General features: G+C 48.3%; 14 protein-coding genes. 7 read left to right on the top strand and 7 right to left on the bottom strand.

Features of this window, described 5'->3' with window-relative positions:
• Nucleotides 1–21 precede the first annotated feature (21 nt).
• The 6 genes from AB7038_RS03660 (at nucleotide 22) to AB7038_RS03635 (ending at nucleotide 4,173) form a co-directional block, all read left to right on the top strand.
• Nucleotides 22–756: a fimbrial biogenesis chaperone gene (locus tag AB7038_RS03660; RefSeq protein WP_262883386.1), complete on the top strand. Its 735-nt coding sequence runs from the start codon at nucleotides 22–24 to the stop codon at nucleotides 754–756.
• 19 nt (nucleotides 757–775) lie between these two features.
• On the top strand, nucleotides 776–1,267 hold the full coding sequence (locus AB7038_RS03655) for a fimbrial protein (RefSeq protein ID WP_349418975.1): 492 nt from the start codon (nucleotides 776–778) through the stop codon (nucleotides 1,265–1,267).
• Between the two features lie 9 nt (nucleotides 1,268–1,276).
• Nucleotides 1,277–1,759, top strand: a complete 483-nt coding sequence (locus tag AB7038_RS03650; RefSeq protein WP_368889710.1) for a fimbrial protein — start codon at nucleotides 1,277–1,279, stop codon at nucleotides 1,757–1,759.
• On the top strand, nucleotides 1,759–2,301 hold the full coding sequence (locus AB7038_RS03645; protein ID WP_369452777.1) for a fimbrial protein: 543 nt from the start codon (nucleotides 1,759–1,761) through the stop codon (nucleotides 2,299–2,301). The genes AB7038_RS03650 and AB7038_RS03645 overlap by 1 nt, the downstream gene beginning before the upstream one ends.
• 7 nt (nucleotides 2,302–2,308) lie before the next feature.
• Nucleotides 2,309–3,172: an MrpH family fimbial adhesin gene (locus AB7038_RS03640; RefSeq protein ID WP_368889708.1), complete on the top strand. Its 864-nt coding sequence runs from the start codon at nucleotides 2,309–2,311 to the stop codon at nucleotides 3,170–3,172.
• 98 nt (nucleotides 3,173–3,270) lie between these two features.
• Complete coding sequence (locus tag AB7038_RS03635; protein WP_004234693.1) at nucleotides 3,271–4,173, top strand: LysR family transcriptional regulator ArgP; 903 nt, start codon at nucleotides 3,271–3,273, stop codon at nucleotides 4,171–4,173.
• A 28-nt stretch (nucleotides 4,174–4,201) separates the two neighbouring features.
• Here AB7038_RS03635 and fba read toward each other — a convergent pair whose 3' ends face one another.
• From fba to AB7038_RS03610, 5 genes are read right to left on the bottom strand one after another with little or no spacing between them, the layout of a single operon-like run.
• Nucleotides 4,202–5,065: a class II fructose-1,6-bisphosphate aldolase gene (fba, locus tag AB7038_RS03630; RefSeq protein WP_004241136.1), complete on the bottom strand. Its 864-nt coding sequence runs from the start codon at nucleotides 5,063–5,065 to the stop codon at nucleotides 4,202–4,204.
• 49 nt (nucleotides 5,066–5,114) lie between these two features.
• Entirely contained in the window at nucleotides 5,115–6,080 is a 966-nt protein-coding gene (locus tag AB7038_RS03625) for a carbohydrate kinase family protein (protein ID WP_368889707.1), read from the bottom strand.
• A gap of 34 nt (nucleotides 6,081–6,114) precedes the next feature.
• On the bottom strand, nucleotides 6,115–7,509 hold the full coding sequence (locus tag AB7038_RS03620) for a PTS ascorbate transporter subunit IIC (RefSeq protein WP_368889706.1): 1,395 nt from the start codon (nucleotides 7,507–7,509) through the stop codon (nucleotides 6,115–6,117).
• A gap of 29 nt (nucleotides 7,510–7,538) precedes the next feature.
• Entirely contained in the window at nucleotides 7,539–7,820 is a 282-nt protein-coding gene (locus AB7038_RS03615; RefSeq protein WP_004234686.1) for a PTS sugar transporter subunit IIB, read from the bottom strand.
• Complete coding sequence (locus AB7038_RS03610) at nucleotides 7,817–8,266, bottom strand: PTS sugar transporter subunit IIA (protein WP_354639687.1); 450 nt, start codon at nucleotides 8,264–8,266, stop codon at nucleotides 7,817–7,819. The genes AB7038_RS03615 and AB7038_RS03610 overlap by 4 nt, the downstream gene beginning before the upstream one ends.
• Nucleotides 8,267–8,797: 531 nt before the next feature.
• Here AB7038_RS03610 and AB7038_RS03605 point away from each other — a divergent pair.
• Nucleotides 8,798–9,982, top strand: a complete 1,185-nt coding sequence (locus AB7038_RS03605) for a hypothetical protein (protein ID WP_369452776.1) — start codon at nucleotides 8,798–8,800, stop codon at nucleotides 9,980–9,982.
• Between the two features lie 65 nt (nucleotides 9,983–10,047).
• On the opposite strand, the gene AB7038_RS03600 is transcribed toward AB7038_RS03605, so the two are convergent.
• Both AB7038_RS03600 and AB7038_RS03595 read right to left on the bottom strand, forming a co-directional pair.
• Nucleotides 10,048–11,148 (bottom strand): ABC transporter substrate-binding protein, encoded by a 1,101-nt coding sequence (locus tag AB7038_RS03600; RefSeq protein ID WP_369452775.1) that lies wholly within the window; start codon nucleotides 11,146–11,148, stop codon nucleotides 10,048–10,050.
• Nucleotides 11,149–11,158: 10 nt separating this feature from the next.
• Complete coding sequence (locus AB7038_RS03595) at nucleotides 11,159–13,372, bottom strand: TonB-dependent siderophore receptor (RefSeq protein ID WP_369452774.1); 2,214 nt, start codon at nucleotides 13,370–13,372, stop codon at nucleotides 11,159–11,161.
• Nucleotides 13,373–13,409 lie beyond the last annotated feature (37 nt).

Below are 13,409 nucleotides of genomic sequence, written 5' to 3'. Positions count from 1 at the left end.
GAATCCGTAAGGAACCTTAACATGAGAAAAGTGACCACCTTATTCTGCGCCGCACTGACCACCCTGGCTGCCATTCCGGTAACCGCCGGAGCCGCCATAGCACTCGACAGAACCCGTGTTATTTATAACGAAGGTGATAAAGCTGTGCCGCTGACGGTCACCAATGAGCACCTCAGCAAACCGTATCTGGCGCAATCCTGGATTGAGAACAGTACCGGCCAGAAAATCACATCACCGGTGTTTGTCACTCCGCCGGTGCAGCGGATTGAGCCTAACAGCAAAAGCCAGATTAAAGTGCAGCTCTCTCCGGAAGCCGCCTCATTACCGGCTGACCGCGAATCGGTCTTTTATCTGAACGTCCGTGAAATTCCGCCGGCCGTTGAGAAAAGTAACGTACTGCAAATTGCCCTGCAAACCAAGATCAAGCTGTTCTACCGCCCGAAAGCGATTCAGGTTCAGGAGCGGATGGAAAAAATCGCCGGTGCGGATGGCATCCGTCTGTCTCAGAACGGCGGGCAGTACACTATTGAAAACACCACGCCGTACCATCTGTCGGTCACCCGTCTGGATGCCACCGGCGGAAAAGAAGTGAAATTTGAGCCGCTGATGGTATCACCAAAAGCCTCCGCGTCCTTCAGTGCTCCGGCGCTGGGCAATGCGCCGGTTGTTTATTACGTCAATGACTACGGTGATACCAAACCACTGAAATTCAGCTGTGCCGGCAGCAGCTGTACCGTGCAGTCAGACAGTAAATAATTAACAGGAGAAACCGCCGATGACACTGACCATGCTTTTCCGTACCGGCTGCGCGGCACTGCTGTGCCTGCCGCTGATGGTCTCCGGCGGTTCTTACACCTATATCGATGTGTATGTCGTCGGTGAAATTCTCGCCTCTCCCTGTAAGATAAACCAGGGAAAAAATATTCTGGTGAATTTTAAAGACGTGATCACCACGAAGATTGATAACGACAATTACAGTGAAAAACTCGATTACCTGATCGAGTGTCAGGACAACCGCGCGAGGGGGATAAAAATGTATATCAGCGGCACCTCATCCTCCGTTGACAGCCGCTACCTTTCCACCAGCGTCGGGGATCTGGCGGTCAAATTTCAGGCTGACAACCGGTTACTGCCGCTGAATGAAAAAATCACTGTTCAGTATCCGGCTCAGCCGGATATTCGCGTCGTGCTGACCAAAAAACCGGGAGCAAAACTCCCTGCCGGTGATTTCAGTGCAAACGCCACTATCCATATTGAGTACGAATAAGGAATTGTGATGCGATTTTTCACCACTATGCTGCTTTTAACCTGTATTTCAGGATACGCGTTTGCGGCCTTACACAGTTCCGCGGATATCCGGATCTCCGGAAAATTGGTACCTCCGCCGCCCTGTAAAGTAAACAATAACGAAGAAATCCTGGTTGATTTTCAGCGCATCCAGATAAAAACGCTGGAAAAATCAGACATCCGCAAAGATGTGGACATTCCCTTTGTCTGTGAGCAGGACTCAGAGAATTTCAAATATTTCCTCACCGTTGACGGGCCGCGGGCACAGTTCAATAACAAACTGGTGAAAACTAACCAGAACAATCTGGGCTTTACCGCTGAACTTGCCGGGGTAAAACTGGATTTAGGCAAAGCACACCCGGTAAACACCCGCAATCTGACATTAACCATTGTGCTGACCAAAAACCCGGACGGGGACGTCACGCCGGGCGCTTTCAGCGGCACCGGCACTGTGACAATGGAGTATTTCTGATGAACCGCCCTGCTTCTTTCAGTCTGTTATTCAGCGGAGCGCTGGCATTCTCCGCCGCCTTTATCCCGGCAAGCCATGCTGCCGATAATCTGCGGGTGACAGGGGAACTGTTTAACGACCCCTGTACGCTGCTGCCGGAAAATAAAGATATGCTGGTGGATTTCAGTGATGTTTCCCTGCCGGATTTGTATGAGGGGGTTGAGGTCCGAAAATCATTCTCTCTGATCCTGTCTGATTGTGATACCACGGATATGAGCCGGTTTAAGATTAAATTCACCGGAACCGGCACCCCGGATATGCCGTCCTATCTCGCACTGGATCCGTCCAGTGACGCAGGCGGATTTTCTATCGGCGTGCGGACAGATAATATTCCGCTGATCCCGCTGAATCAGTTTTCCAACGCCATGACCATTGCCGGAAACGGCGAAAACAACATCCGTTTTACCGCGTTTCTGCAGGTTGATCCGAAAGCAAAAGCCGATAAAACCATTAAGTACGGCGCGTTTAATTCCACCGCGTTTCTGACTATCGATTATTTCTGAGGCCGGTATGACTAAGATCTTCCGTTGTATCAGTGTGCTGATCACACTCCTGTTTTTCTCTCTTTCCGTCAGGGCGGATCTTTACAGTTATATTACCCGTTCGGAAGGAAAGCCGACAAATATCGATTATTACTACACCATTTCAGCCTGGAACCCGCCTCTGCGCGGCAGTACCAACCCGTGTAAAATCGCCGGTCTGACCAACAAATGCTATGCTAATATCAACCACCGGCATGTCAACGGCGACAAGGGCGGTATTGCGGATCGTAATGATAAAACATTTAACCAGCGCTGCCGTAATATGGATTTAAATACCCTGCGCGATGGCTTTGAAGTCTATAACTACATTTATAATACCTGCTTCGGCGGACTACCCTACAGCGGTACAACCAATCATATCGGAACCGCGATTCGCAATGAGTGTGTCACCCTTTTTCTGACATCAACCCCCAATGGCGGCAGCGGTAATATGTATCCCGGCGCTATCTGTGGTGTTTCTCCGCCTCCCGGCGGAATATGCAGTTTTGACCTCGATCGCCCGGGAGCGGTTTTAAACCACCAGAAAGTGCCGGAAAATGCGATTAACGGTAACCAGGCATCTGAGTATCTGACAATGAAATGCAGTAAAGACACGACTGTCAGGATTTATTCCGTGACCGACTCAAGCGCCCGTCTGAGGCTGAAAAACAACCTGTATACCCGGCTGACACTGAATAACTATCTGCTTGATGCCGGCAGCGGCGGCGTACCAATCTACGTCCGCGAGGGCTATCCGAACACCGCTCTGCTGAAAAGCACACTTGAAACGACAGGCCCGGTAGAGCCCGGTTCATTCTTCGGCAATATCTCCATTATTATGACCATTGACTGACTCTGCTTGTGCGCCGGTGCCTCTGTACCGGCGCTTTTCCTCCCGCCGCCCTTTTCGTGTAGAATAGCCGTACTTTTCGCCACCACCGCAGGGCTTCCATGAAGAATGTCGATTATAAATCACTGAGATTGCTGGATCTGATTATCAAAGAGCAGGGATTCGAGAAAGCCTCAGCGAAACTCTTTATTACGCAGTCTGCGGTTTCCCAGCGGGTAAAACAGCTGGAAAATCAGGTGGGTTCCCTGCTGCTGACACGCACCGTGCCGCCGAAACCGACCGAACTCGGGCAAAAGCTGCTGGGCCTGCTGTACCACGTTGATTTAATTGAACATGATGCCTTTGATAATGAAAGCGGCAATCATGTTGTCACTATTCCGATCTCCATTAACGCTGACTCCCTCGCGACCTGGTTTTTATCCGCTATCAAGCCGATCCTGGATGACCGCGCCATTCGTCTGGATATTAAAGTGGATGATGAGAGCCGCACACTCGACTATCTGCTCAAAGGGGAAGCGGTCGGGGCAATCAGTATGCAGCCGCTGCCTGCTGTCGGCGGTACCTGTGATTATCTGGGGGCGATGGATTATATTTTTGTCTCGAGCCCGGCCTTTGCGGAAAAATATTTCAGCAAAGGGGTGACCAAAGAAACCCTGCTGCGGGCACCGGTGGTGTCATTTAACCACTCATCAGATATGCACCATATCTTTTTACAGGAGTATTTCCGTTTAACGCCGGGAAGCCTGAACAGCCATATTGTGCCGTCATCAGAGGCCTATATTCAGCTGGTACTGCAAAACTCCGCCTGCTGTATGATTGCGGAACATCAGATTAAACATGAACTTGAATCCGGAAGGATGATCAATCTGGTGCCGGAACTGGTGCAGCAAAAACAGCTTTACTGGCACCGTTACCAGCCGGAATCCGGCACATTACAGCGGATTTCAGAAGCGATTATTAATAACGCCAAAGATTATCTGACTCAATCCCCGGTGACCGCCTGAGCGGCGGCCACCGCAGGATCTGACGGGGTTACAGAGACTGCCCGGCAGAGCCGAACAGACGCATCCGCTCTTCCACCCGCTCTGCAACCGGCTGCAATCCTTTCATAATCACTTTGCGCGGGTCGTTGATATCATGCGCACCCTGCTGTTCAAACTGCTCTTTCACGGACAGGCACCACGCGTACATATTTTCCGTATTAACGTTGATTTTCGCCGTACCGAGTGAAATCGCTTTCTTCATATCTTCATCAGAAATACCGGTTCCGCCGTGCAGTACCAGCGGCACTTTCACCAGCTGCGCGATATGCTGCATTTCGGCAAAACCGAGCTTCGCTTTACCTTTATACAACCCGTGTGTCGAGCCGAGCGCCGCCGCCAGACAATCCACCCCGGTTTCTTCCACCAGCTTCTGACACTCCGCCGGATCCGCGTAAATTACGTGAGAATTCACAATACCGTCCTCACTGCCCGCGATAGTGCCCAGCTCGGCTTCCACAGACACACCACGGCGGTGCGCGTAAGTCACCAGGCGTTTGGTGATTGCCAGATTTTCGGCAAACGGCATATGTGAACCGTCGAACATCACAGAACTGAAACCGGCTTTAATGGCCGCTTCGCAGGCTTCATAAGACTGACCGTGATCCAGATGCAGTGCTACCGGCACATCTATTTCCAGAAACTCCATCGCATTCACCACAATATCGTGAATACATTTCAGCCCGAGCATATGTTTTATGGTTCCGCCGGAGACACCTAAAATAACCGGGGAACGCAGTTGCTGTGCAACTTTTAATACCGTTCCGGTCCACTCCAGGTTATTAATATTAAACTGACCGACGGCGTACTGGCGTGCAAAGGCACGATTGAGCATATTCTCCATCGAAACTAACATCGGATTTCCCCTTGTTGGCGTATAACTGGAATTTAATCAAAAACCAGAATTAATCAAAATAGTGTTTCAGATTTCTTTCGTATTTATTCACCGCATTATGGACATCCGCCAAATCCGGCATTGATTCGCGCACCCCTTTTTTCTCAATTGAGATAGCTGCTGACAGACTGGCAAATAAAATAATATTCTCAATATGCCAGTTATAATGAACCCCGTACGTAAATGCGCCGTGGAATATATCACCGGCACCGGTTGTATCAATCGCATTACAAATAAATGCCGGTGATATTGTCAGCATTCCGTTTTGCAGATACGCACAACCTTTCTCACCCAGAGTAATAAATGCCTCACCCCGGGCCAGTTTATTCAGTTCCGTTAATGCCGTTTTTAACTGAATATCGGTGGTGAATTTATCAATCTCAATCAGGTCACGGGCAAAGTTTTCACTGGCCACCAGATAATCGGTATATTTTGCCAGATTTAAATTACTTTCCCTCAGTGATCCCGCGTCCATTACGACGCGGGCATCAGGCAGACGGGTCAGAATATATTCACTCAGCTCCGGTTCATGACCATCAATTAATACTGTGATGACTTCCCCTTTATCCTCCTGTGTCAGGCGGGCAATCAGCTCATCAATTTTCTGTTTCTCTTCAAATGTCATACGCGGCGGAACAACCAGCTTGCGCGTAATAATTGTCCGGGAACCATTTAACTGATTCACTAATACAGATGCCAGCGGTGTGATCATTTCGTCATTAAAAATAACGTAATCCGTATTCACACCCACATCATGAAATTCATCAATAATTTTCTGACCATAGATATCGTGGTTAAGGTGTCCGGTAAAATAAATATCCTCCCCCCACAATCCCAGTAACCACGCCGCATTGGCGCAGGGCCCGCCGCCGCTTTCAATAAAATCGCCGGAGAAATTTTTGGTGTTCTCCTCCGGCCAGCGGTTAAGAAAGAAGAACTGGTCGAAGCAGGATAAACCGACAGAAATTACTGCCATAACAACTCCTTAAAACCTTTCGTCAGTATCATGTTTACTTATGTGCGCGGTCTTTTTCCATTAACTCGTCATAGCTCAGGGTATCACCCACCACTTTGACGGATTTAAAGGCAAACGGCGCCAGTAATGCCAGAACCAGAACAAAACAAATCAGGTAAATCGCAATCTGACCGAAGTGGGTAAAGGCTTCACCGATAACAATGCCCCACACCGCGAAGTCAAAATCTGCAAAGGTACTGTTTTCAAAGCCCAGGTTGCCCAGCGCCGGTAACAGCATGGCCGGTAAGAAGGCGAGGAAAATACCACCGATAAAGGAGGCGATAATACAGCCTTTTTTGCCGCCCAGTTTGTCCGCAAATACACCGGATGTACCGCCGCAGAAGAAGTGCGGCACCATGCCCGGGATAATCAGCGCCATACCCAGCCCACCGAGCATCAGCATGCCGGCAAGGCCGCCGATAAAGGAGCTGATAAAACCGATCACCACCGCTGTCGGGCTGAAGGTAAAGAAGACCGCACAGTCAACAGCCGGAATTGAATTCGGGATCAGTTTCTGGCTGATACCCTGGAACGCAGGCACCAGGTCACCCAGGATTAAGCGCACACCGCTGTAAACAATCGCCACACCCACCGCGAACTGCAGACCGGTCAGGATGGAGAAAATCACCATATTCTGCTCAGTAATGGTGCTGATATAGGCGGAACCGGCAACGATGCTGCATACCAGATAAATCACGACCATCACAATACCGGTCGTTACGGTGGTATCGCGCAGGAAGCCCCATTTTTCAGAAATTTCAGTATCCGCAAATGAGTTTTCCGCTTTACCGACTTTTGCCGCAATCCAGGCAGACAGGTAATAGCCGAGGGAACCAAAGTGCCCCATGGCAATACCACCGTCTTCCGTTACGCGCTTGGTATAACGCTGCCCGATTGCCGGTGAAATAGCCGACCAGGCCCCCAGCAGGAAACCGCCGATAACCACCATTTCCCAGCCTTTGAAATTCGCGGCCTGTAATACCGCTGAGAATAAGCAGGCTAAAAAGAAAGAGTGGTGACCAGTTAAAAAGATATATTTATATTTGGTGAAACGGGCAATCGCCAGGTTGAAAATAAAGCCGAGTAATAAAATACTCATAGTTTCCACACCCAGTAATTTCTGGGCAACAGAAACAATCGCTTCGTTATTCGGAATAACACCCCGGATATTAAAACCGGCTTCAATAATACCACCGAGCGGATTCAGGTTTGCCACAATAACGCCGGCACCTGCACTCAGCATTAAATAACCGAGGATCGGTTTTAATGTCCCGGTTAATAATTTATTGACCGGTGACCGTAATGCCAGTAACCCCACCAGGGAGATAATTCCCATAAGAAAGGCAGGCTGACTGAATATCTCAGTCAGGAATGAGAGAATATAAGCCATAATTTAATTCCTGTAAAAAGAATGAACTATCAGGACTGACTCAGTTTCAGTAAAGCGTCTTTAATATCTTCCGCAATTTTGGCTTTATGCACATAACTGCGGATCACGGCAACTTCACACTGCGGCGGAAATTGTGATGCCAGCTCTTTAATCGTGACATACAGATCCGCTTTCTCACCCACAGCATTGGCAAAATCCACTGAAGCCACATCGGCTTTTATGCCCATCTCCTCACAAATTTTCTTCACGTTATTGGCGGCCATTAATGAGCTGCCGATACCATTGCCGCACACTGTTCTTATTTTAATCATGCTGTCCTCTCTATCGACGTCCGGATAAACTGTAAAATCTGTTCTTTGTTATTCTCTTTTACAAACTCAGTAATATTATTTTCAATCAGATCAGCCACGGTCTGAATCAGATGAATATGGGTATCTGAATCTGTCGCGCTGATAGCAATAATGACATTGACCGGATCAAACTCCTCATGATGAAACACCAGCGGTGTGCCGGTCACCACCACGGAAAACGCGGTTTTTAATGCCCCTTTTTCCGGTCTCGCATGAGGCATCGCCACCCCGGTATCCAGCACAATCACCGGGCCGAACTCATGATATACGCTGATCATTTCCTCAATATAATCAGGGGTACAGGCACCTGATTTTTGCAGTAACTCACCGGCATAGCGGATGCCCTCTTCCGGAGATGCAAAATCCTGATTCAGGGATAACAGCCCGCTCTCAAAATGAATATCCAAAACCGAACTCCTGATGTGATTTTTTCTTATTTTAAAGATGGCTTATTTACGCCTAAATAAATAGCGACGAAGATCACATTCCGGTTTTAAGAATGTGAAGCTGATCTCGTTTGCCTGAAATAACACTTTATCGTGTAAAGCAAAAAATAATCCAGTTAATTCATGGGATTACTTTTTACTGAAAATTTCTCTGTTTTTATTTCACGGGCTGATTATGTGGCCTGAGTCATATTTTCACTGGTTAAAATAAGATGTTCATCACATTTTTGAGGGTATTGAGTCGTCACTTTGCGGAGTGGATCAAATTGAGGGGCAAAATTGATTTATTTTTAACCGGTGATAAAAAAAGAAGCCCGGAGAGGAGTGCTATACCGGACCACAACGCTGTCGTCGGTGCACCTTCCGCGGGTGATAACCGTATTCTCCGTCTCCGTTTCATTCACATAGCGTGTATATAGTCACATCATACAAATATTGACCACAGGTTATCCTTTTTGTAACTTACCGGAATATCTTTGATAAGGAATTCTTATGTCTGATACATTCACTGCACTGTTTAAACAAGCGCTCTATCTGGTGGTTAAATATACTCCATTTTTAATATTATTTTCCGGATTGACCATTTGGTTCTATCTTAGCCATATCGGAAGAATAAACATATTCCCTGAAATCCTGTCTTCTTATTCCAGTTTTATCTCAATTTTAGCCTCCCTGTTCTTTATCGGAACAGCATTTAGTATTACATTTATTCTGCCAAGCTTAGTTCTGATCCTCCTTCATTTAACCCTCAACCAAAAAGACAACTTTAAATACATAAAGAAAACACCTGTCGTCAGTACATTTATATCCTGTGCTTTTATTGCTATATTATTATCCATATCAGCCTATAATGTTAGTTACAAAAAAGATGTTTCTTTCGACATAACATGGATAACCGTAACTTCAGCATCGTTACTTTATGCCATAATAAATATAGGCATAAACTACACCTACATAAAAAGAAAGTCATTGACTAAAAACACATTGTATTTTATTGGAATAACAATGACTGTAACTTTTTTCATGTCAATATCATCATTATCAATCTCATTCCCCATGTCATTGATTTTAAGCAAAGTCTCTGCTGATAACGCTATATCATCATTTTTTCTTTCAGTAATTTTATTAACATTTACTTTCTTTTGTTTTATACCGGCATCAATTTATTATCGTCAATTCGATAACAAATTAATTAAACCAGAAAAAAATGAAGTATCATTAATGATTACTTCCATACCTTTGGTTGTTTTCTTTTTGGTTTGCATGCTGATTCCCGGATTATCTGTCAGCATTATACACTTATCTCTGAACACCCTTGGTTTTTCAGACTCTCAAACACATTATTACTATATCAATAACAAAAAATATACTTCAGATATGTTTAATAAAGATGACTGGAATCCTGTCACGCAGGGAACATTTGGCAAAAAATTATATATTAAAGGTGTCAGTTTGTTTTCAATGTCAGGAAAAAAACTTATTTGTCCTGAATATACGCATAAGCTTCAAATTGAAACCTACAAAACAGACTTATATAAGCAACACTTCGAACTGGATAAAGATAAAATGAAACAGCTTAAGGCTGCCACGCAAAACTGTATCCTGTTTAATAATGATGATATCCAGCAATGGGATACATTATTCGATGACAACGGAAAAATAAAAGGAACTGAATGATTATCACTGTACCGGACTAAAAAGCGGCTTTGTTACGCCGCTTTCCGGTTATCACAAACGGATAATTACTGCATCGTCACCCAGAACGTTCCGGTGCCGCTGATCGCCGTAAACCGCTGATGAAATGACACCATTTCCGCCTGCGGATTCAGGTCACTGAATGCCTGCGGATGGAAAAACGCGGCCAGTGCTTCGGCGGCAAATATATTCAGCGGGCTGTTGTAGAAATTATGGTAAACCGCCATCACGCGCTGTGATTTCACCGCCTCCAGTGAGGCTAATCCCCGGCGGTTCATCAGCGCATTCATCTCTTTATGCGCCGGTTCTTCCGGTGCGCCGTAGCCGAGCGTGACCGCCTGTGAACGGCGGTTATACTGTTTCCAGTCCGCGCCGGTCAGCACATAGAACTGCGGGTTGAGATGCAGGATATTTTCAATACTGCTTTCCGCGCCGTTTGCCGGCATCGTGTCACGCACCAGGTTATCACCACCCGCAATCTCCGCCAGTTCACCGAATCCGGTACGTCCGTACAGACGGCAGCAGTCATTGCCGAATAACCCGGCGTTGCTTTCAATCAGCACGGACGGTTTTTGTTCCGGCAGACGCTGACGCAGTGCGGCCAGTTTAAGCCGGTAGTATTCCGAGAACTCCGCCGCCCGCCCTTCGGTTTCAAACAGTGTGCCGATAAGCTGAATACTTTTCGGGGTGTTTTCTGTCATGTCACTACGGAAATCGATAAAAATCACCGGGATGCCCGCCGCTTCCAGTTGCGGCAACAGATTCGAGCTTTTCATCAGCCCGTAGGATGATTTGTGCATCAGTACCGCATCCGGTGACAACGCCAGCAGGTTTTCTGTTGTAAAAGTACCGTCTTTGCTTTTCGGCAGAACCGGTAACCGCGCCAGCTCCGGCGCGGCCTTCAGATATGCCGCTTCCAGATCCGGCGCATAATGCGCCAGGGTATCACTCCATCCGCTGAGAGAGGAAAAATGGGCTTTCCCCGCCGCAATATCCACCGCCAGAATGTCACGGGCATCCGCAAGAAACAGCCGTTTGACCGGTGTATTCACCGCCACTGACCGTCCCTGTAAATCGGTGATAATTTGCGTCTGAGCACGGACTCCCGTGCTCAGCAGCAGCGTCATCATCAATATAAATATACGCATAAAACGGGCCTCAGAATGTCACCAGATAATTCAGTGCGAATGTGCGGCCGCGCCCTTTATAGCTGTATAAGTCCGGTGCGCCGTACGCCGGGCTGTACAGGATAGGTGCGCGCTGTCCCCACACGGTGGTGTAATCTTTATCCAGCAGGTTTTCGACCGCAAAACTGACTTTACCCACCGGTAACTGATAGCTGCCGAGGAAATCGACGGTGTTATATCCGTCCAGTTTCTCCCCGTCCGCATCGGTCAGGCTGAAGGATTGCTGGCTTTGCAGACGCAGTGTCCAGTCTGACGGCTCCCAGGCCACATATGCGGTGACTTTGGACGGGCTGGCAAACCTGACGCTCCATTTTTCCCACTGATCGCCCGCTTTGGTCTCGGATTTAATCAGGTTGAAATTGGTACCGACACGCCAGTCGGTATCTGCGATCGCGTAATCCGCCGCCCCTTCCACACCGTAGATCCGGCGTTTGTCATCTTTCAGGAAGATAGTCATATCTTTCTTGTTGATGTCGTAGCTGCTGTCAGACAGTGAATAGTACGCCGCCAGCTGGGTTTGCAGGCTGTCCCCGGTGTAACGCCAGCCCAGCTCGAAGGAGTTGACCTTGATGCCTTTTACCCGCGTATCATTGATGTTCACACTGTTGAGCAGCGGATAATGACCACTGACCGGCGAACCGTAAGTGCCGGTACCGTAGAATTTGGCAATATCCGGGATTTCAAAGCCCTGGGAGAAATTAAACCAGGTCTGTTGTGTGTCGGTCAGGTTGAGCAGCACCCCGGCATTAAATAACAGGTTGTTGTAATCCGTTTCCCCGCCCGGTACCGCATCCGCCGAGGTGGCTTTGCCTTCCGCAATCAGTTGTTGCTGCTGATAACCGACAAAATCATCCACTTTATTTTTCGTGTACTGATAACGCACACCGCCGCTCAGGGTTACCAGCGGGTTGATGTCATAACTGCTTTGCAGAAACGCCGCCATTGTGGTGGTGGTGTAGCCCGGATAACGCCCGGTATTGTAGGCGGAATCCAGGGTCAGTCCGTTGCTTTCCTTCGCTTTCTGCAGATTAAAGAACTTCTGGTTGGCACTGAATTTTTCATGCTCGGCATCCGCGCCGTACGTCAGTGTCAGGTTATCCAGCGGTTTGCTGTTAAAGGTAACTTTACCGCCGTAGAAATCAGTTTTCTGCTCTGATGCGCTGATGCTGCTGACGACATAATCCGGCTTTTTACCGCCCAGCGCCGGGAACGGATAGAAGGTCTGGGTTTCATCACGGTAATACGCCTGCGCCACCAGATCCTGTCCCAGCAGATCACTGTTGCTGTATTGCAGATTCACCATATGGCGTTTGGTACCCGGGATCCGGTCAGAATCCAGTTTGTCGCTGTTATGCGCAGTGCCTTTTCCCAGCACCGCCGCAAAATCTTTACCCAGATCGATCCCGTGTTTGCCGTCAGATTCACTGTTGTAATACTGCGCCATCAGTTCCAGCGACTGATGGTCATCAATCGTCAGAGTTCCGGAGCCCATCACATCCAGGCGGTCAGAATACTGAAGCCCGGTCTGGGTGTTATCGATCAGGATTTCGCGACCTTTGCCGTCATACCAGCCGCCGTAACGCTGATAAGCCACGGATAAACGCCCGTAAGCCTGATCATTACCGCCGCTGACCGCAGCTGCCACGTTTTCATCATGGTCCGAACCGTTGCGGAACCCGCTTTTGCCGCCGATCTGAATCTCAACCTGTTTTTCTTCCTGACCTTTTTTGGTCACGATATTAATCAGACCACCGCTGCTGCCGCCGCCGTACAGGGAGGTCGCACCGGAAATCACTTCAATATGATTGATATTGAACGGATCAATCGAATCCAGCTGACGGCTGTCACTGCGTGATGAATTCAGGCGCACACCATCCACCATCACAATCATTGAGCGCCCGCGCATATTCATGCCGTAGTTTGTCCGGCCCTGGCCGCTGACACTCATCCCCGGGATCAGCTGCGCCAGAATATCTTTCAGCTCTTTGCCGCCTTCCGCCTGCTGCGCGATATCCGCGTTATCAATGACCCAGGTGGTCTGGGCCATTTCAGAAACTGTCCGGTAGCTGCGCGAAGCAGAAACCACAATCGGTTCGCCGGAATCGGCAGAGGTTGCCGCCAGGACTTCCGGCGTGGTTAACAGGGTCAGGCAGGGTGTCAAAAGACAAAGAGAGCGGATGCGCATTGGTATCTTTCCTGTGAAGATCAAAATGTTCAGTATC

The organism is Morganella morganii (assembly GCF_041099235.1).
In the GTDB taxonomy this organism is placed as follows: Bacteria; Pseudomonadota; Gammaproteobacteria; order Enterobacterales; family Enterobacteriaceae; genus Morganella; species Morganella morganii_E.
Note: the sequence above shows the minus strand (reverse complement) of the source record. Positions and strands in the feature narration are given on the sequence as shown.